This is a genomic window from Aeromicrobium sp. JP4, from assembly GCF_054957925.1.
In genome coordinates this window covers 574,552-591,442 of sequence record NZ_CM143290.1, presented here as the reverse complement: position 1 = coordinate 591,442, position 16,891 = coordinate 574,552, and the positions used below count along the sequence as shown (strand labels likewise).

Annotated in this window: 21 protein-coding genes and 1 pseudogene; 15 read left to right on the top strand and 7 right to left on the bottom strand. The window is 68.6% G+C overall.

Annotation, left to right across the window (positions count from 1 at the left end; genetic code table 11):
- Nucleotides 1–76 precede the first annotated feature (76 nt).
- The 6 genes and pseudogenes from ACY1JX_RS03005 (at nt 77) to ACY1JX_RS02980 (ending at nt 4,394) form a co-directional block, all read left to right on the top strand.
- A complete protein-coding gene (locus tag ACY1JX_RS03005; RefSeq protein ID WP_462565168.1) occupies nt 77–1,024 on the top strand; it encodes an NAD(P)H-dependent flavin oxidoreductase in 948 nt (315 codons plus the stop codon).
- On the top strand, nt 1,021–1,899 hold the full coding sequence (locus ACY1JX_RS03000) for a crotonase/enoyl-CoA hydratase family protein (RefSeq protein WP_462565167.1): 879 nt from the start codon (nt 1,021–1,023) through the stop codon (nt 1,897–1,899). Before ACY1JX_RS03005 ends, ACY1JX_RS03000 begins: the two co-directional genes overlap by 4 nt.
- Before the next feature lie 70 nt (nt 1,900–1,969).
- The gene (locus tag ACY1JX_RS02995) at nt 1,970–2,263 is read left to right on the top strand and encodes a DUF1330 domain-containing protein (protein WP_462565166.1); all 294 of its coding nucleotides are present in this window, start codon (nt 1,970–1,972) and stop codon (nt 2,261–2,263) included.
- A gap of 391 nt (nt 2,264–2,654) precedes the next feature.
- Nucleotides 2,655–2,930, top strand: a pseudogene (locus ACY1JX_RS02990) (hypothetical protein); the annotation flags it as partial.
- A gap of 61 nt (nt 2,931–2,991) precedes the next feature.
- Complete coding sequence (locus ACY1JX_RS02985; protein WP_462565906.1) at nt 2,992–3,135, top strand: hypothetical protein; 144 nt, start codon at nt 2,992–2,994, stop codon at nt 3,133–3,135.
- 20 nt (nt 3,136–3,155) lie between these two features.
- Entirely contained in the window at nt 3,156–4,394 is a 1,239-nt protein-coding gene (locus tag ACY1JX_RS02980; protein WP_462565864.1) for an alpha-hydroxy acid oxidase, read from the top strand.
- Between the two features lie 135 nt (nt 4,395–4,529).
- Here the strand turns inward: ACY1JX_RS02980 and acmB are convergent, their stop codons facing one another.
- Nucleotides 4,530–5,729, bottom strand: a complete 1,200-nt coding sequence (acmB, locus tag ACY1JX_RS02975) for a methyl acetate hydrolase AcmB (protein ID WP_462565165.1) — start codon at nt 5,727–5,729, stop codon at nt 4,530–4,532.
- Between the two features lie 193 nt (nt 5,730–5,922).
- Here acmB and ACY1JX_RS02970 point away from each other — a divergent pair, with 193 nt between their 5' ends.
- The 3 genes from ACY1JX_RS02970 to ACY1JX_RS02960 all read left to right on the top strand — a co-directional run bounded on the left by ACY1JX_RS02970 (nt 5,923) and on the right by ACY1JX_RS02960 (nt 8,495).
- A complete protein-coding gene (locus ACY1JX_RS02970; RefSeq protein WP_462565164.1) occupies nt 5,923–6,888 on the top strand; it encodes an alpha/beta hydrolase in 966 nt (321 codons plus the stop codon).
- A 38-nt stretch (nt 6,889–6,926) separates the two neighbouring features.
- Nucleotides 6,927–7,982, top strand: a complete 1,056-nt coding sequence (locus tag ACY1JX_RS02965; protein ID WP_462565163.1) for a helix-turn-helix domain-containing protein — start codon at nt 6,927–6,929, stop codon at nt 7,980–7,982.
- Between the two features lie 282 nt (nt 7,983–8,264).
- Nucleotides 8,265–8,495, top strand: coding sequence for an integrase core domain-containing protein (locus tag ACY1JX_RS02960; RefSeq protein ID WP_462565162.1), 231 nt, complete (start codon nt 8,265–8,267; stop codon nt 8,493–8,495).
- 53 nt (nt 8,496–8,548) lie between these two features.
- On the opposite strand, the gene ACY1JX_RS02955 is transcribed toward ACY1JX_RS02960, so the two are convergent.
- Together ACY1JX_RS02955 and uvrA are read right to left on the bottom strand one after the other, a co-directional pair.
- Nucleotides 8,549–8,962 (bottom strand): GlcG/HbpS family heme-binding protein, encoded by a 414-nt coding sequence (locus tag ACY1JX_RS02955; RefSeq protein WP_462565161.1) that lies wholly within the window; start codon nt 8,960–8,962, stop codon nt 8,549–8,551.
- 772 nt (nt 8,963–9,734) lie between these two features.
- Nucleotides 9,735–12,185, bottom strand: a complete 2,451-nt coding sequence (gene uvrA / locus ACY1JX_RS02950) for an excinuclease ABC subunit UvrA (protein ID WP_462565160.1) — start codon at nt 12,183–12,185, stop codon at nt 9,735–9,737.
- Between the two features lie 43 nt (nt 12,186–12,228).
- Between uvrA and ACY1JX_RS02945 the strand changes: the two genes are divergently transcribed.
- Together ACY1JX_RS02945 and ACY1JX_RS02940 are read left to right on the top strand one after the other, a co-directional pair.
- Nucleotides 12,229–12,405 (top strand): hypothetical protein, encoded by a 177-nt coding sequence (locus tag ACY1JX_RS02945; protein ID WP_462565159.1) that lies wholly within the window; start codon nt 12,229–12,231, stop codon nt 12,403–12,405.
- 220 nt (nt 12,406–12,625) lie between these two features.
- A complete protein-coding gene (locus tag ACY1JX_RS02940; RefSeq protein ID WP_462565158.1) occupies nt 12,626–13,762 on the top strand; it encodes a low temperature requirement protein A in 1,137 nt (378 codons plus the stop codon).
- 91 nt (nt 13,763–13,853) lie between these two features.
- Here the strand turns inward: ACY1JX_RS02940 and ACY1JX_RS02935 are convergent, their stop codons facing one another.
- The gene (locus tag ACY1JX_RS02935) at nt 13,854–14,117 is read right to left on the bottom strand and encodes a GlsB/YeaQ/YmgE family stress response membrane protein (RefSeq protein ID WP_181755638.1); all 264 of its coding nucleotides are present in this window, start codon (nt 14,115–14,117) and stop codon (nt 13,854–13,856) included.
- Nucleotides 14,118–14,207: 90 nt separating this feature from the next.
- On the opposite strand from ACY1JX_RS02935, the gene ACY1JX_RS02930 reads away from it, so the two are divergent.
- A complete protein-coding gene (locus tag ACY1JX_RS02930) occupies nt 14,208–14,627 on the top strand; it encodes a Fur family transcriptional regulator (RefSeq protein ID WP_181755639.1) in 420 nt (139 codons plus the stop codon).
- 13 nt (nt 14,628–14,640) lie between these two features.
- Here ACY1JX_RS02930 and rpsN read toward each other — a convergent pair whose 3' ends face one another.
- From rpsN to rpmB, 3 genes are read right to left on the bottom strand one after another with little or no spacing between them, the layout of a single operon-like run.
- Nucleotides 14,641–14,943, bottom strand: a complete 303-nt coding sequence (rpsN, locus tag ACY1JX_RS02925; RefSeq protein WP_462565157.1) for a 30S ribosomal protein S14 — start codon at nt 14,941–14,943, stop codon at nt 14,641–14,643.
- Nucleotides 14,943–15,113, bottom strand: coding sequence for a 50S ribosomal protein L33 (gene rpmG, locus ACY1JX_RS02920; protein WP_462565156.1), 171 nt, complete (start codon nt 15,111–15,113; stop codon nt 14,943–14,945). Before rpmG ends, rpsN begins: the two co-directional genes overlap by 1 nt.
- The gene (gene rpmB, locus ACY1JX_RS02915) at nt 15,113–15,349 is read right to left on the bottom strand and encodes a 50S ribosomal protein L28 (RefSeq protein ID WP_286928968.1); all 237 of its coding nucleotides are present in this window, start codon (nt 15,347–15,349) and stop codon (nt 15,113–15,115) included. Before rpmB ends, rpmG begins: the two co-directional genes overlap by 1 nt.
- 60 nt (nt 15,350–15,409) lie before the next feature.
- Between rpmB and ACY1JX_RS02910 the strand changes: the two genes are divergently transcribed.
- The 3 genes from ACY1JX_RS02910 to ACY1JX_RS02900 are packed head-to-tail and all read left to right on the top strand — an operon-like array spanning nt 15,410 to nt 16,877.
- Entirely contained in the window at nt 15,410–15,673 is a 264-nt protein-coding gene (locus tag ACY1JX_RS02910; protein ID WP_181755643.1) for a type B 50S ribosomal protein L31, read from the top strand.
- A complete protein-coding gene (ykgO, locus tag ACY1JX_RS02905) occupies nt 15,670–15,792 on the top strand; it encodes a type B 50S ribosomal protein L36 (RefSeq protein ID WP_023645249.1) in 123 nt (40 codons plus the stop codon). The genes ACY1JX_RS02910 and ykgO overlap by 4 nt, the downstream gene beginning before the upstream one ends.
- Nucleotides 15,789–16,877: a GTP-binding protein gene (locus tag ACY1JX_RS02900; RefSeq protein ID WP_462565155.1), complete on the top strand. Its 1,089-nt coding sequence runs from the start codon at nt 15,789–15,791 to the stop codon at nt 16,875–16,877. The genes ykgO and ACY1JX_RS02900 overlap by 4 nt, the downstream gene beginning before the upstream one ends.
- The last annotated feature ends 14 nt before the right edge of the window (nt 16,878–16,891 follow it).

Sequence of the window (16,891 nt, the reverse complement as noted above, 5' to 3'; positions counted from 1 at the left end):
ACGCAGGAGGTTCGCCTTGTTCCGCACCAGGTTCACCGAGGAGTTCGGGATCGAGCATCCGATCGTCTGTGGCGGCATGACCGCCGTGGGCACGGCGGACCTGATCTCCGCAGTCGCGAACGCAGGCGCACTCGGATTTCTCACGGCTCTCACACAGCCGACCCCGGCGGCGCTCGCCGAGGAGATCGCGCGGTGCCGGACGATGACCGACCGTCCCTTCGGTGTGAACCTCACGATCCTTCCGACGATCACCCCCGTGCCGTACGACGAGTACCGCGACGCGATCATCGACTCAGGGATCCGCATCGTCGAGACGGCAGGAGCCAACCCGGCCGAGCACGTGGCCGCCTTCAAGGCCGCCGGTGTGAAGGTGATCCACAAGGCCGTCGCCGTCCGGCACGCGGTGAAGGCGGAGGCGTTGGGGGTGGACGCGATCAGCATCGACGGCTTCGAATGCGCCGGCCACCCGGGCAACGACGACGTCCCTGGATTGGTGCTGATTCCGGCGGCCGCACGTGCGGTCGACGTCCCACTCATCGCCAGCGGAGGCTTCGCGACCGGAGGTGGTCTTGCGGCCGCCTTGGCGCTCGGCGCCAGCGCGATCAACATGGGCACGAGATTCGTGGCCTCGGCGGAAGCGCCCGTTCACGACAACGTCAAACAGCAGATCGTCGCCAACGACGAGCGCTCCACGGTGCTGGTGTTCCGTGAGTTCAACAACACGGCCAGGGTCGCCCGCAACGGGGTGTCCCGAGAGATCGCGCGGCGCGGCGCGGAGCCGGGAGCCACCTTTGCCGATGTCGCGGAGCTGGCCTCGGGTGCACGCGGCCGCCAACGCGTGCTGGTCGACGGGGACGTCGACGACGGCATGTGGTGGGCCGGCCAGTCCCAAGGCCTGATCTCCTCCGTCCAGACCTGCGCCGATATCGTGGCCGACATCCTCCACGAGGCGGACCAGGCGATCGAGGGTATCGCCGCCATGCGTGCGACTGCCGTCGGCGCCGGCGCAGGGAGGAAGCCGTGACGTTCACGACCCTGCGCCATGACGTGAGCGATGGAGTCCTCGTCGTGACGTTGAACCGGCCCGAGGAGCTCAACGCCTTCACCGTGACCATGGCGGCCGAGCTCGAGCAGACGTTCCGGGAGGTCAACCACGATGACCGCGTGCGTGCAGTCATCGTGACCGGCGAGGGACGCGCGTTCTGCGCCGGGATGGATCTCTCGGTGCCGGGTAATGTGTTCGGTCTCGACGAGACCCTCGCTCCCGATGTGAAGGACATGGTTCACCTCCGGGATCCAGCCATCGCGCACGTGCGGGACACGGGTGGTCGCGTGACCCTCGCCATCCACGACTGCCGCAAGCCCGTCATCGCGGCCATCAATGGCCCCGCCGTCGGCATCGGAGCCACGATGACGCTGGCGATGGACCGCAGGATCATGGCTGACGGTGCACGGATCGGTCTCGTCTTCGGGCGCATCGGCATCGTTCCCGAGGCGGCCTCGACGTGGTACCTCTCCCGGCTGGTCGGACCGTCCGCCGCGCTCGACCTGACCCTGAGGGCCGACATCTTGTCGGCGGTCCAAGCCGCGGAGGTGGGACTGGTCGACGAGACGACCCCCGCCGAGGATCTGCTCGCGCGAGCTCGCGACGTGGCTGACGCATGGACAAAGGGACGCTCCGCCGTCGCAGTCGCGCTGACCCGCCAGATGGTTCGCCGCAACGCATCCCTGCCCCATCCGGTCGACGCCCACCGCGTGGACTCGCTCGCGATGTTCTGGACCAGCGTCGGCGACGGGAAGGAGGGCGTCGCAGCCTTTCTCGAGAAGCGCGATCCTGACTTCGCCGGCCGCGCCTCCCAGCTGCCAGACTTCTACGACTCGTGGATCGAGGACGTGTGAGCCTGCGGCGAACACCGTCTGTTGCACATCCGGACACTTCGCGAAATCGCTCTGCTGGCACCGTGGACCCATGACTGCATACTGGATCGGTCTCTACCGCGAGATCCTCGACCCGGACCGACTGGCCGCGTACGCCGAGCTGGCCGGACCTGCCATCACTCGCGCCGGGGGCACATTCCTCGCGAGAGGTCTTCCCGCCGAGTGCTTCGAGGCCGGAATCCCGGAACGGTCGGTCCTGATCCGATTCGAGTCCGTCGAGGCAGCGCAGGCGGCCTATCATTCAGTCGCGTACCAAGCAGCCTTGCATGAACTTGGCGACGGCGCGATCAGAGACGTTCGTATCGTCTCGGCCTCCCGGATCTGAAGTAGACGAATGCTTTGAACGCAAGCCCGCGTGACCCAATCCGGGTACATGACGAGGGCCTTCGAGGATTGTCGCCCGGCTGGCGCGGAGTTGGAAGAGATCTCCAAGTTCACGACCAAATGACCGCTCACGCGCTGGCAGCCCCAGTTCAGAGGTCCAAGTCGCCCATGAGTGACCTGGACTTTCGCTTTGGCCGAGATCGCGGCGGCGGCGAGCGCCTGCACTGCGCCGAGGGAGACGAGGTCGGTGACCGCTACTCGTCCGGACTCGACGTCCATCGCGCCGGTGTCGACGAACTCGACCGAGACCCGTCGTGCTCCGCGGCAACCTGCTGGGCGCCCTCCAGGCCGCCAGGCGGTGCTTCACCTGGCGCAGGCGGCCCGGGCCACCGATGACGGCGATGCGCCGGCGGCCTCGCTCGACGAGGTGCTCAGCGGCGATCCGCCCGCCGCGCCGATCGTCGACCGAGACCGAGACCGAGGAAAAACTCCCGCGCCCCCGATTTCCGGTCGACCAGCTCGACGGCGGCGCCACGGGCACGCAGGCGGCGCAGGTGGTCCCCGCGATCGTCCGTAGCATCGTCGAGAGCATCGCCCAAGGGTTCGCCGAGGTCCTCGGCGCCGCGGCGGACCTGTCGGGTCGCGCGGTCGATGTCGTCCACCTCGTGGGCGGTGGCTCCAGCAACGACCTTCTGTGCCAGGCGACCGCGGACCGCAGCGGACTCCCGGGTGCTCGCCGGACCCGTCGAGGCGACCGCCATCGGCAACCTCGTCGTCCAGGCCCGCACCGTCGGCGCGCTCTCGGGCACGCGCGAGGACCTGCGCGAGCTCGTCGCGGCAACCCAGACCCTGCGAAACTATTCTTCGTCGTGACCCAGAGGAAGGGCGAAGTCATGGTCCAACGCCAACTGCCGCGACCAAGCGAGGTCTTCGACCTCCTGCGCTTCAAGAAGCCGGTCTGGAGCGCCAAGCGGCGCCGGCTCGACGCCGCGCTGACCATCTACGACCTGCGGCGCATCGCGGCGCGGCGGACGCCGCGTGCCGCCTTCGACTACACCGACGGCGCGGCCGAGACCGAACTGTCGTTGGCGCGGGCACGGCAGGCGTTCGAGGACGTCGAGTTCCACCCGCGCGTCCTGCGCCCGGCGGTCTCGGTGGACACGTCGACCACGATCCTCGGCGGTCCCTCGCGACTGCCGTTCGCGATCGCGCCGACCGGCTTCACGCGCCTCATGCAGACGGAGGGGGAGATCGCCGGCGCCGGCGCGGCTGGCGCTGCGGGCATCCCCTTCACGCTCTCCACGCTGGGCACCACGTCGATCGAGGACGTGAAGGCGGCGAACCCGAACGGCCGCAACTGGTTCCAGTTGTACGTGATGCGCGACCGGGAGATCTCCTATGACCTGACGCGCCGGGCGGCCGCGGCCGAGTTCGACACCCTGCACTTCACCGTCGACACGCCAGTCGCCGGCGCTCGCCTGCGCGACCGGCGCAACGGCTTCTCCATCCCTCCGCAGATCGCCCTCAAGACCGTGCTCAACGCGGCCGTCCGACCGTGGTGGTGGTACGACTTCCTCACCACGCCGAAGCTGGAGTTCGCCTCGCTCAGCTCCACCGGCGGCACCGTGGGCGAGCTGCTCGATGCCGCGATGGACCCGACGATCTCCTACGACGACCTGGACGTGATCCGCAGTCTGTGGCCGGGCAGGATCGTGGTCAAGGGCGTGCAGGACCTCGAGGACGCACGCGCGATGGCCGACCGCGGCGTGGACGGCATCGTGCTGTCCAACCACGGCGGCCGCCAGCTGGACCGAGCCCCGGTCCCGTTCCACCTGCTGCCCGACGTCGTGCGCGAAGTCGGCGCCGACCTGGAGATCGGCGTCGACACCGGGATCATGCACGGCGCCGACATCGTGGCGTGCATGGCGCTCGGAGCGGACTTCACCATGATCGGCCGCGCCTACCTCTACGGACTGATGGCGGGTGGACGCCAGGGCGTGGACCGCGCGATCGAGATCCTCGAGACGGAGATCGTGCGCACGATGAAGCTGCTCGGGGCCTCCTCCATCGCCGAGCTCGAGCCGGCCCACGTCACCCAATTGCGACGCCTCGTCCCCTTCGACCGGCCATAGCCGGGCGACTCACCAGGGGGGAGGGGGGCCGAGAACGGCCACAGGAGCACGGGCCGGACTCAGGTGCCGTTGGGCTGCATGCACGTCGTGGCGACAACGACCGGCTTCTGGGCCGTCCCCCCTCACCCGGTGAGTTCAGCCGGCAATCGCCTGGTAGGCAGCGGTCTCGAACTCGAGGAAACGGGTGAACGACTGGGCGTCCCCGAAGGGGAAGATCTGGGTGGCCCAGAAGCCGCCGAAGCCGTTCTCGCGGTCGATCCAGTAGAACAGGTTGGCCAGACCGGCCCAGCCGATGGCGCCGGCCGGACGGCCGGTCGGCCACGGCTCCTCGCTGTACTGGAAGCTGTAGGACCATCCCTTCTTGAGCCCGGGGAAGAACTCGGCGTCGTTGGAGAGCCACGGGATCACGCCGGGCAGCATCGTGACCTGGAGGTTGTCGGGAAGCTGGTTCTGGAAGCCGAGTTCGACCGACGCAGGTGAGAGCACTTGCTCGCCCGACGCACTGCGGCCCTCGTTGAGCCACATGCGGATGAACTTCAGGTAGTCGGTCACGGTCGAGAACAGGCCGTGGCCACCGAAGTCGACCTCGGGCTCGGTGGGGGCGGCGAAGTCGCTCGGCGTCAGCGTGCCGTCCGCCTCACGCTGGTGGTGGCGGACCTTGCGCGCCAGCAGGTCCGCCGAGGGAGCGAACGCGGAGTCGGACATGCCCAGGGGGGCGAAGATCCGCTCAGCGAAGATCTCGCCGAGCCGCTTGCCGGTAATCCCCTCGACGACCTGGCCGGCCCAATCGATGCTGCTGCCGTACTCCCACTTGGTGCCCGGGTCGAACAGCAGTGGCGTGGTGAGGGCGGCCCGGCTGGACGTGGCGACACTGGGCTGACCGTGCTCCTCGGCGAGCCGCTTGTACTTCTCGTTGAAGAAGTCGTAGCCGAAGCCTGCGGTGTGGGTCAGCAGTTGGTGCGTGGTGACGTCGCTGGCCGGAGCACGCAGGATCGGCTGCCCGGCGTCGTCGAAGCCCTCGATGACCTGCAACTCGCCGATCGCGGGCGCGTACTCCTTGGCCGGAGCGCTCAGGTCGAGATCGCCCGACTCGACGAGCTGCAGGACGGCGGTGCCCGTGATCGCCTTGGTCGTGGACCAGATGTTGAACACTGTGTCGGTGGTCATGGGGGTGTCAGAGGAGAGGTCCCGCACACCCGAGGTACCGAGATAGATGTCGGAGTTGCGGTCGGTGACGCCCGCAACGACCCCAGGGACTCGCCCTTCGCCGGAGACCGGTCCCTGGGAGGCGCTCTGGACGACGGCGTCGACTGCGGCAGCGAGGTTCTCGCTCATGGTTGTCCTTTCGTTGGGGGATACCACCTCAGCCTTGCGGTGATGTGATGGATATCACAACCGACGCGACGTCGCAATCCGCGATCTTTGTCCCGCCAAGTGGCGGGACCTGGCGAGAGCGCGACCGTAGACTTGCTGCGAGCATCCGCCCCGTCGGGGTTTGATCGACCGGGCTGATCAGAGGAGGAGAGAGATGCGACGGGTGGTGCCGCGGCCGAGGTTCGATGCCGAGTTGCGGGCCGGCTTGGCGGTCGTGGGTGGGATGTTCCCGCCGACGATCACACCTGAGCTCATCGACTTCATGCGGGTCTCGTACGCCTCACCGCCCATGACCGAGGTGCTCCACGAGCGACGGATCGACGTGACAGAGGTGGTGCTTCCGGGCTATCAGGGAGCCGATCTGACCGCCGCCGTGCTGCGCGCCCGCGACGCGAACGGACCCCGTCCCACGGTGCTCTATGCACATTCTGGCGGTTTGATGTTCGGCGACAAGTTCAGCGGCCTCGACCTCGTTCTGGACTGGGTCAGCGACTTGGGAGTCACCCTGGTCACCGTCGACTACCGGCTCGCTCCCGAGTTCCCCGACCCCTTCGCGCGGGAGGACATGTACGCCGCACTGGAGTGGGTCGCATCCAACGCAGAGAGTCTCGGCGTTCGTCGTGACCGGCTCCTGGTGGCGGGCGCCAGCGCCGGTGGGGGTCTGGCCGCGGGCCTGGCTCTGGCCGCGCGCGACCGTGACGGACCACCGTTGTGCGGGCAAGTCCTGGACTATCCGATGCTCGACGACCGCCTCATCACGGCCTCGACATCGCAGTTCGACGGTGTGGGGGTGTGGGACCGCATCAGCAACCAGACCGGATGGCAGGCGCTGCTCGGCGACCAGCGCGGCGGCGACGATGTCTCGCCGTACGCCGCTCCGGCCCGGGCGGGGCAGCTGGGCGGGCTGCCGCCCGCTTTCATCGACGTCGGGGCGGCTGAGATCTTCCGTGACGAGGCCATCGACTACGCCAACCGGATCTGGCGCGCTGGCGGAGACGCCGAACTCCACGTCTGGTCGGGCGCGTTCCACGCCTGCGACATCTTCGCCCCGCACACCAGCGTGGGTCGCTCGATGATCCGCACCCGCAACGAATGGGTCGAGAAGATCCTCGCCGACTAGGTGGATGATGGGCATCACGTCGAGAAAGGACGGGTGAGATGCAGGAGCTTCTGGGCCGGATCGCCCGCCTCGATCCGAGTTCGAGCCTGGGTCTGCGCGTGATCGCTTGTTTCGACGAGCTCATCGTGGGCAACGTGAACACCCACGCCCTGCTCGCCGCAGCCGCCTCGCTCGCCGGATGTACGGCCGGCTTCCGGCAGACCGACGCACACCCGGCGGTGCGAGTAACCCCCAAGGGCCTCCTCGACCGTGAGCCGACCCCGTCGCTACGCGACGACCTCACTGCTCGGGCAGGCGACGGGATGACCGTGTGGCTCGAACGAGGCGAGGCCCCTTGGACAAATGACGCGATCATCCTGGAGCGACTCGCCCTGGCCATCCGGATTCGCCAGGGCCGCGGTCTGCGTGAGCTCGACAACCGCCGCCACCTCGGCGTCCTCACCGAACGGAGCAGCACTCCCGAGGAACGGTCGAAGGCCGCCAGCGCCCTCGGGCTGGTCGCTTCCCGGTGTTATCGCGTGGTGGCGGCACCGCTCTTCGCTGTGTGGGAAGGCCGCCCTGCTGGACCTGAGGACGTGATCGGCACCCGGTTCGGCCCGATCCACGTCGTCGTCGTTCCCGAGAAGCACGAGCCGTTGCGTGCCTCGCCATGCGGGCTCGGAGTCGCTGCTCCCGCCCACGGACTCGACCGCTCGTTCCGCAGCGCACTCGTCGCCCTGAGGCTGTGCGACCCGCCACGCGAACCTCTGGTGGCTGCTGACGCCTACGGTGGTCTGATCGAGCTGCTCGCTGAAGCAGGCGATGACGCGCAACACCACTTCACCGACAACCTTGCCGCCATCGCTGAGCACTCCTGGGCACTGGAAACGGTCGCAGCGCTCGTGACGACCCAAACAGTGCGCGAGGCAGCCCGCGTGCTGAACGTCCACCACAGCACCCTGCAAGCCCGCTGTGACACCATCAAGGCCGACCTCGGTTTCGACCCCCTGCAAGGATTCGGCCGGACCCGACTCGGCACCGCATTCTTGCTGCACCGGTTGAGTCGATCGACCGTGTTGGACATGCCCACGCCTGATGGGGCCGCACCCCGGTAGCAACTGTTTCCCACCTCGCGACGAGCCCCGCACGTTGACGTCCCAGGTGCCGCCTTGGAGTCGGGTACGCCGCATCAAGGAGGCAGCCGACCTCATCGAGGCTCTCGAGGGCCGCAACCAGGACGTACGCCTGAGCAGTCAGCCCGCTGGCCCGGTCTTGCTGTCGACGTCAGGCCCTTCTGCGTCAGCTGGTCAGCGCGACTCCTGCGTCGGGGGCGGTGATTCGGCCGTCGATGACGGTGACGAGAGCATCCAAGTCGTCACGATGGGGTCCGCCAGTCGATGGGCCGGGTCGGATCTTGTTTCGACAATGCAGCTGCGGAGGCGTTCTTCTCGAGTCTGGAGTGGGAGGTTCTCGCACGCCACGAGTTCGACAGCACTCGCCAGGCCCAGGCCGTCGTGGCGGAGTGGTGCTACGGGTCCTACAGCCACGAGCGCCGGCACAGCTCAGCGGGCATGATGAGCCCGGTCAACTACGAGAACACCGCGGCCCCCAGCCGGGAAGCCGCATAGAGAAGCCCTCCACGATTCGGGGGGAACCACAACGGGCCGAACTGTCGTGGCGATCAGAACGCTGCTGCGGCTGCCTCGGCGACCGCCTGATCCTGCTCGCCGCTGCCTCCACTCACCCCTACGGCCCCGACGACAATGCCGTCGTGGCGGAGCGGGATCCCTCCGGCGAAGATCATCACCCGTCCCTGGTTGGAGCCCTGGATGCCGAAGAACTGCCCGCCGGGCTGTGCGCTCTCGGCCAGGTCTTTGGTGGCGATGTCGAATGCTCGCGCCGTGAAGGCCTTGTTGATCGAGATGTCGACGCTGCCCAGCCACGCGTTGTCCATGCGAATATGGGAGACGAGGTTTCCGGCCGCGTCGACCACGGCGATGTTGCTCGGCGACTCGATGTCGGCCGCCTTGTCCTGACCGGCGGCCATCACGCGCTGCGCGTCCTCGAGCGATACGGATGTGAGTGTGATGGGCATGTGCGCTTCTCCGTTGCGTCGTGATGGTGGTTTCGGCTTCTGACCATCGCAACGGGTCGCCGGGAAGTCACGGGCACAGCAGGTCGAAGTCACAGGGCGCGACTTGGGTGCAGAGCACAACTCCCGCCCGCATGGTCCAACGCTGTTCAACGGGGTACCGGCGGTTGTAACACTGGCCGCCTGCACAGTTGGCGAGGTCCGTTGAACTTCCAGGCATTCGAACTCGCGCCCGGCACACACCTGTGCGCCATGTGCCGAGGCGTCGCTCAGCGCGACGAAGTGCTCGGCCCCTACGTCTCGGAGGGCCTGTCGGACATGTCGCCGAGTGCACCCCGACGAGCTCGACAAGGCCTCGAGAAGACGTGCGAGCAGGTTCGCCGAGGCATTCCTTGATGTGGCGAGATCGCTGGTGACGCATGTTCGACCGAGACCCGATCATGAGCCCTCCCCGATGGGAGGCGACGCGTTGACCGATCCGGCGCGGACATCCCCGACTGCGAAGACGCCGGGGATGGAGGTCTCCAAGGGCCCCGCGTTGCTGTCGGTCAACACCGACGCGGCCGGCGTCGGCGAGGCGGTCCGGACCGCGGCGAACACACGTCGCGCACCACGCCACGGCGTACCCTCCCGCCAGTCGTGGATCTCGTCGCGTCCCTCGCTCGCGTCCCTCGTCGATGACTGCGGCGCGGATCGAGCAGCAGGCGATGAGGCAGGCGACGTCGCCGGCGTCGGACGCTGCGTAATTAGTCGCTGATGATGCTCGGGATCTGGCTCATGAGTCTGCTCGTGGTCGATGAGTCAGCCGGCGCGCAAGGTACGGCGCCGTGGCACTGCCCTCGGCCGAGGCGACGTCGGTCGGGGTGCCGGTAGCGACCACCCTTCCACCCGCGTCGCCACCGCCCGGACCGAGGTCGATGACCCAGTCTGCGGTGGCGATCGTGTCGAGGTCGTGCTCGACGAGGACGACGGTGTTGCCGGCCTCGACGAGCAGGTGCAGCTGTCGCAGCAGCAGGGCGATGTCGGCAGGGTGGAGGCCCGCCGTCGGTTCGTCGAGCAGGTACAGCGCGTGGCCGCGGCGAGCGCGCTGCAGCTCGGTGGCCAGCTTGATGCGCTGCGCCTCACCGCCGCTGAGCTCCGTCGCGGGTTGGCCCAGCCGCAAGTACCCCAGCCCCACCTCGCGCAGCGTCTCGAGGCTCCGGGAGGCCGCGGGGATGTCCGCAAGGAACCTCGCCGCGTCGTCGACCGTCATCGCCAGCACGTCGGCGATAGTCCTGCCCTCGTAGGTCACCTCCAGCGTCTCGGCGTTGTAACGGGAGCCATGACAGGTCGGGCACGCCGCGTAGGTGCCTGGCAGGAACAACAGCTCGACAGCAACGAAGCCCTCGCCCTGACAGGTCTCGCACCGGCCCTCGGCGACGTTGAACGAGAACCGGCCGGCGCCATAGCCGCGGGCCTTCGCCTCGTCCGTCGCTGCATACAGCTTGCGCACCGCGTCGAACATCCCCGTGTACGTCGCCAGGTTGGACCGCGGCGTACGCCCGATGGGGCGCTGGTCGACCAGGACGAGACGGTCGAACGACTCGAGTCCCGACGCGTCCTCCACGTCGACCTCGAGGTCGGCCTGGTCGGGGTCCTCGGGCGCCAGGCCCAGATGGCAGCGCACGAGCTCGGCGAGCACCTGCGTGACCAGCGTCGACTTCCCCGACCCGGAGACGCCGGTGACCGCCGTCAGCACGCGGAGCGGGATGTCGACCGAGACGTCGGTGAGGTTGTGGCGGGAGACGCCGCGCAGGTGCAGGTGGCCGTGCGGGGACCGCGGCGTGTGGTCGAGGGGCTCGGCGCGCCCGAACAGGTACTTGCTCGTGGCGGACTCCTCGACGTCCTCCAGGCCGGCCACCGGGCCGCTGTAGAGCACCCGACCACCGCCCTCCCCGGCGCCCGGCCCGATGTCGATGACCCAGTCCGCGCGGCGTACGACGTCCATGTCGTGCTCGACCACGAAGAGTGAGTTGCCCGACGCCTTGAGCCGGGCCAGCACGTCGAGCAGGGGCTCGGCATCGGCCGGGTGCAGGCCGGCCGAGGGCTCGTCCAGCACGTAGATGACCCCGAACAGGCCGGACCGCAGCTGGGTCGCGATGCGCAGGCGCTGGGCCTCGCCGGGCGACAGGGTCGTCGAGGAGCGCCCGAGGCTGAGGTAGCCCAGGCCGAGGTCGAGCAGCACCTCGATGCGCGCGACCAGGTCGGCGCAGATCCGTACCGCCACCTCGTTCGTCTCCTCGGGCAGCTCGGCGACGGGCCGCAGGACAGCGACCACGTCGGCGAACGACATCGCGTTGACCTCGGCGATGGAGCACCCGGCAACGGTGACCGCGAGCGCCTCCGGCCGCAGCCCGCTGCCGTGACACTCAGGACAGGCCACGCTGCGCACGAACCGCAGCGCCCGTTCGCGCATCCGCTCGCTCGTGGAGTCGGAGAGCACGTGCATGACGTGCTTGCGGGCGCTCCAGAACTTCCCGTAGTAGCCGTGGTCGATGCGGTCCCGTTGGGGTTTGATCAGCACCGATGGCTGCTCGTCGGTGAAGAGCAGCCAGTCCCGGTCCTTCTTCCTCAGCCTGCTCCAGGGCTTCTCGATGTCGATGTCGAGACCACTCACGATGCTGCGGAGGTTGGCGCCTTGCCAGGCACCGGGCCAGGCCGCGATCGCGCCGTCGCGGATGCTCAGCGACGGGTCCGGGACGAGGAGCTCCTCGGCCACGTCGTGCACGACGCCGAGCCCGTGGCAGCGCAGGCAGGCACCGGCGGCGGTGTTCGGCGAGAAGGCTTCGGCGGCCAGGTGCGCGGCACCCGACGGGTAGGTCCCCGAGCGCGAGTAGAGCATCCGGAGCAGGTTCGACAGCGTCGTGATCGTGCCGACCGTCGACCGGGAGCTGGGCGCACCACGCCGCTGCTGGAGGGCCACGGCCGGCGGGAGTCCGGTGATCTCCTGCACGTGCGGCGCACCGACCTGTTGAAGCAGCCGGCGGGCGTACGGCGCGACCGACTCGAAGTAGCGGCGCTGCGCCTCGGCGTACAGCGTGCCGAACGCGAGCGACGACTTGCCGGATCCGGAGACCCCGGTGAAGGCGACCATGGCGTCGCGCGGGATGTCGACGTCGACGTCGCGCAGGTTGTGCTCGCTGGCGCCCCGCACGTGCACGAAGGTGTCGCTCGGGTCGTAGGTCACGACCCATCTTGACACGCTGCACGCGTGCAGAGAATCCCGGGACATGACCTTCTACCGGTTCCTGGACGCCATGGGTGACGTCGTCGAGGAGGGCGACTTCGAGCACCACGCCGCAGCGCTCGCCTGGGCGAGGGACGGCGACCACGACGAGGACGTGCACCGGGTCGAGTACCTCGGGCCGCAGGACGACTGGCGCTGGGCGGGTCCGCTGCTCGACTGACAACGTTCGCCATCGAGGGCGCCGAGGGAATGTACGCGTACGGCGACGCGCTACGCCGCATCTCTTGACCGAGTCGAGAAAGGATCGGTGGGCAAGACTGCGTGGGTCACTGGCCGAGATGCGCTGGCTCCCGGCGCGCGTGCCTTGCGGTTGGAGCATCATGGTGATCGTCTGCGGGCAACGACGCCGCTGCGCCGTCCAATCCGTCGGGAGGGCATCAATGGATGTCAATGCCTCTGAGCCACGCACCGAGACCGACGACCGGACCACAGACACCCTCGAGCTGTTCTTCGACCTGGTCTTCGTGTTCGCGATGTCCCAGGTGACCCACTTGATGCTCACCGAGGGCTCGTGGCTGGGACTCGGTCGAGGCGCGTTGGCGTTGACCGCGGTGTGGTGGGCCTGGGTCTGCTTTGCCTGGTTGACCAACACCACCGCCGATGCCGGAGTGGCGGCACGGATTCTGACTATTGCCGCGATGGCAGCGATGCTGGTCGCCGCTATCGCGTTACCCGACGCGTTCGCCGATCGGGCTCTGGTTTTCGCGGTGGCCTACTTGTGTGTGCGGCTCGTGCATCTGGTGCTCCTGGTTCTCGAGACAGGGCAGAGCCGCGAGCAGCGGTCAGCGGCCATGCATCTGAGGGAGACCGCCCTCATCCCGAGCTTCTACCGCTACGCGGGGTACGAGTCCAACCCGTTCAACGCGGACGGCTGGACGCCTCACGCCGGTGAGCCGGGCCTGCCCATCAGGCTCGGCGGTAGCACGATCGACAACGACTACCAGGAGCTGACACTCCGGCCCGCGCCCGGCGAGACCATGCGTGTCAAGTACGACGTCCGGCACTCGCCCGTGCTCCGCATCGCCGGCACGCCGAAGCTCGGGGCCCGCTTGTCAGCGTCGCTGAGCGAGAAGGTGCCCGGGCGGACCTACAGCTACCGCTGGACCGTCGGCGGCCGGCTCGTCTCGCGAAGTGCTTCGCTCCTCCTGACCGCGGCGCAGGGAGGGAAGCAAGTCCAGCTCGACGTCGACGTATTCGATGGCAACCAGCGCGAGTTCACCCTGCAGGAGTCGACGTCGGTGCCGTTGGGGCGACTCACCGCGCCCACACCACGCATCGTCGGCAAGGCGAAGGTCGGATCACGGCTCAAGGTGTCCACCGGCACCTGGACCAAGGGGACGCGTCTGGAGTACCGCTGGTACGCCGGAGCCCGGCGGGTGGGACGCACCACGCGACCCACCTTCGTCGTCCCTCGCAACGCAGCGGGACGGAAGATCCGGGTCAAGGTCGCCGGTCGACTCCCCGGCTACGCCTCCGTCTGGCGGACGTCTCGGTACACGGCAACGGTGCGCCGCTGACCCCGGGTCGGAACCTCGGCCACACGAGAGCGGCGGGTGGCCCGAGTCTCCTCAGGCCACCCGCCGCGATGGTGGTGATGCGTCGATGGGGTCAGGCGCGCGTGTGGTTGCGCTTTCCGGCCAGGCCCTCGGCGACGCCGATGAGCAGGACGGCAGCGATCACCGCGAGGACGAAGCCCAAGACGTTGAGCTCCCAGATGTCTCCCGTGCCGAAGAACTGGGCGATCAGGCCGCCGATGAGGGACCCGACCAACCCCAGCGCCAGCGTGGCGAGGATGCCGAGGTTCTGCTTGCCGGGCTTGATGAGTCGAGCGAGCGCTCCGATGATGAGGCCAGCGACGAGGAATCCGATCATGGTTCATGTCTACCGGGATTGGGCGGAACGGCACCTCGAGGAGCCTCGGTGTGAGAAAGCCGACGTGGGCTGCGAGATAGGCTCGGCCTCATGGCCAGTCGCACCGCCCCCGCGGTTTCCAACGAAGCGGGACGCAGGAACAGCCGGCCCCGGCGCCTCGTGCGCGAGTACATGGAGGACTGCGCGACGTTCAGCAGCGCGCAGCAGGTCCACGACGCCCTGCGCGACCAGGGGGACAAGGTCGGGCTGGCGACCGTCTACCGCAATCTGCAGGTCATGGCCGAGGCCGGTGAGCTCGACGTCCTCCGCCACGGCGACGGCGAGATGCTGTTCCGCAAGTGCGGCGAGGTCCACCACCATCACCTCGTGTGCCGCAGCTGTGGCCTGACGATCGAGATCGCCGGACCCGCCGTGGAGCGCTGGGCGGCGAAGGCCGCCGAGGACCACCGGTTCGCCGACGTGACGCACTCGGTCGAGCTCTTCGGCCTGTGCGCGACCTGCGCGCGCTGACCACCTGAGTGGCTCACCAGCTCGACTTGGTGATCCCGGGCAGCTCGCCGCGGTGCGCGGCATTGCGGAAGTTGATCCGCGAGAGCCCGGCCTTGCCGATGTGTCCACGCGGCCTGCCGTCGGTCTGGTCACGCTTGCGGACGCGCACCGGACTGGCGTCGCGGGGGAGTCTCGCCAGCGACCGCACTGCGGCGCGAATCTCGGCCGGATCCGACGCGGTGCGGATCGCCTCCTTGAGCTCGGCGCGACGCGCGGCGTGGCGAGCGACGACCTCCTTGCGGCGTTCGTTGGCGACGATCTTGGACGTCTTGGCCATCAGCGTTCCTCTCGGAAGTCGACGTGCTGACGCACGAGGGGGTCGAACTTGCGCAGCGTGATCCGGTCGGGATCGTTGCGGCGGTTCTTGCGGGTGACGTAGGTGTAGCCCGTGCCCGCCGTCGAGCGGAGCTTGACGAGCGGGCGGATGTCGTTGCCTCGCTTGACCATCAGATCCGCACCCCTCGCGCCAGCAGATCGGTGACGACCGCGTCGATGCCGCGGCGGTCGATCGTCTTGATCCCGCGGGCGCTCAGCGTCAGCGTGACGCGGCGGCTCAGGCTCGGCACCCAGTAGTGCTTCGCCTGGATGTTGACGTCGAAGCGCCGCTTCGTCCGGCGGTGCGAGTGGGAGACATGGTGACCGAAGCCTGGCTGGGCTCCGGTGACCTGACAGACGCGCGACATGGTGACCTCCTATGTTGTAGAATGAGAATCGTTATCAATAACTGAGGTTAGCAGGAGCCAGTGAAGAAGGACATCCACCCCGGCTACGAGCCGGTGGTCTTCCGGGACAAGTCGTCGGACACGACGTACCTGACCCGATCGACCCTCACCAGCGATGAGCGCATCGAGCTCGACGGCGTGACCTACCCGGTCGTCGACGTGAACATCTCCAGCGCGAGTCACCCGTTCTGGACGGGCCGTGGTCGCGTGGTCGACACCGAGGGCCGGGTCGAGCGGTTCCGCCGCCGCTACGGCATGAACACCGAAGGAGGAGAGGGTCGATGAAGGTACGCAACTCGCTGAGGTCGCTGAAGAACCAGCCGGGCTCGCAGGTCGTGCGGCGACGTGGTCGCACCTACGTGATCAACAAGCAGAATCCTCGACTGAAGGCGCGGCAGGGATGACGTCGCTCCACCGCGTGCCGGTGATCCTGATCAGTGGCATCGAGGAGGAGCCCATGGCGGCCGCGGCGATCGCACTGCAGTGGGACCTGCCTCGTGCCGTCTCGGTGCGGCACGTCGTCGATCCGGAGCGCGAGGTCCTGTGGCGGATCGTCAGTGACGTGACCGGCATCGTCGAACGGATCGAGATCGACGTCGAGCACGCCTGCGTGAGCTGCGCGATCCGTGAGGACGTCGTCCCCACGCTCGAGCGCCTGGGCGCGGACGGGCGCTGGGAGACGATCATCGCCCAGCTGCCCGTGACGGCCGAGGCGGTGCAGGTCTGCCGCGTGATCGGCTGGGCACCCGAGGACGTGCCCCACGTCCGCATTGCCGCGTCGTTGGTGGCGCTGTCCAGTGACAGACTCCTCGACGACCTCCTGGGTGGCGACATCATGAGCGAGCGCGACCTGCCCGTGCGTGCCGACGACAACCGCGGGGTCGCCGAGGTGGCCTGCGCCATGGTCGAGTACGCCGACGTCATCGCGGTGGGGGACGGGCTCGACGACGACGAGCGCGACGTCCTCGTGGCCCTCGCCCGCCCCGGTGTCCCCGTCGCCGAGTCGTTCAGCCAGGTCGACGCCCGTCCGCTCGAGGTGGGCGTGCACGACCACCGCCGCAACGAGTCGTGGGTGACGGAGGTCCGTCGTGACGCCCTGCTCACCCGTGAGCTGCACGCGGCCTGGGTGCTGGACTTCGCGTCCGACCGCCCGTTCCACCCCGATCGGCTCCGGGAGGCGATCGCCCTGCTCGGCGGCGGTCCCCGGCGGTCCCGCGGGTGCTTCTGGCTGCCGAGCCGGCCCGGACAGGTCTGCGTGTGGGACGGCGCCGGCGGCCAGCTCAGCGTGGGATCCACCGAGACCTGGGGCAGTCAGCGGCCGTTGACCCGCATCACCGTCGTCGGCATCGACGACGGTCGTGACGAGCTCGAGCGTGCCTTCGCCTCGTGCGTGCTGACCGATGCCGAGATGCACGAGCGCGGCCCGTACTGGGAGGTGGCACGGGACGGCTTCGAGTCCTGGCTCGGCCCCATCCGCCGCGCAGCCTGAGCAGACCCCGACCA

Coding starts and splice junctions, on each gene's coding strand:
- rpmB (WP_286928968.1), bottom strand. CDS start 15,349: ATGTCGCGCGTCTGTCAGGTCACCGGAGCCCAGCCAGGCTTCGGTCAC.
- rpmG (WP_462565156.1), bottom strand. CDS start 15,113: ATGGTCAAGCGAGGCAACGACATCCGCCCGCTCGTCAAGCTCCGCTCG.
- ACY1JX_RS02980 (WP_462565864.1), top strand. CDS start 3,156: ATGGTCCAACGCCAACTGCCGCGACCAAGCGAGGTCTTCGACCTCCTG.
- ACY1JX_RS02960 (WP_462565162.1), top strand. CDS start 8,265: ATGGGCCGGGTCGGATCTTGTTTCGACAATGCAGCTGCGGAGGCGTTC.
- ykgO (WP_023645249.1), top strand. CDS start 15,670: ATGAAGGTACGCAACTCGCTGAGGTCGCTGAAGAACCAGCCGGGCTCG.
- acmB (WP_462565165.1), bottom strand. CDS start 5,729: ATGAGCGAGAACCTCGCTGCCGCAGTCGACGCCGTCGTCCAGAGCGCC.
- ACY1JX_RS02970 (WP_462565164.1), top strand. CDS start 5,923: ATGCGACGGGTGGTGCCGCGGCCGAGGTTCGATGCCGAGTTGCGGGCC.
- ACY1JX_RS02940 (WP_462565158.1), top strand. CDS start 12,626: ATGGATGTCAATGCCTCTGAGCCACGCACCGAGACCGACGACCGGACC.
- ACY1JX_RS02965 (WP_462565163.1), top strand. CDS start 6,927: ATGCAGGAGCTTCTGGGCCGGATCGCCCGCCTCGATCCGAGTTCGAGC.
- ACY1JX_RS03005 (WP_462565168.1), top strand. CDS start 77: ATGACCGCCGTGGGCACGGCGGACCTGATCTCCGCAGTCGCGAACGCA.
- ACY1JX_RS02935 (WP_181755638.1), bottom strand. CDS start 14,117: ATGATCGGATTCCTCGTCGCTGGCCTCATCATCGGAGCGCTCGCTCGA.
- ACY1JX_RS02955 (WP_462565161.1), bottom strand. CDS start 8,962: ATGCCCATCACACTCACATCCGTATCGCTCGAGGACGCGCAGCGCGTG.
- ACY1JX_RS02995 (WP_462565166.1), top strand. CDS start 1,970: ATGACTGCATACTGGATCGGTCTCTACCGCGAGATCCTCGACCCGGAC.
- ACY1JX_RS02930 (WP_181755639.1), top strand. CDS start 14,208: ATGGCCAGTCGCACCGCCCCCGCGGTTTCCAACGAAGCGGGACGCAGG.
- rpsN (WP_462565157.1), bottom strand. CDS start 14,943: ATGGCCAAGACGTCCAAGATCGTCGCCAACGAACGCCGCAAGGAGGTC.
- ACY1JX_RS02900 (WP_462565155.1), top strand. CDS start 15,789: ATGACGTCGCTCCACCGCGTGCCGGTGATCCTGATCAGTGGCATCGAG.
- ACY1JX_RS02945 (WP_462565159.1), top strand. CDS start 12,229: ATGACCTTCTACCGGTTCCTGGACGCCATGGGTGACGTCGTCGAGGAG.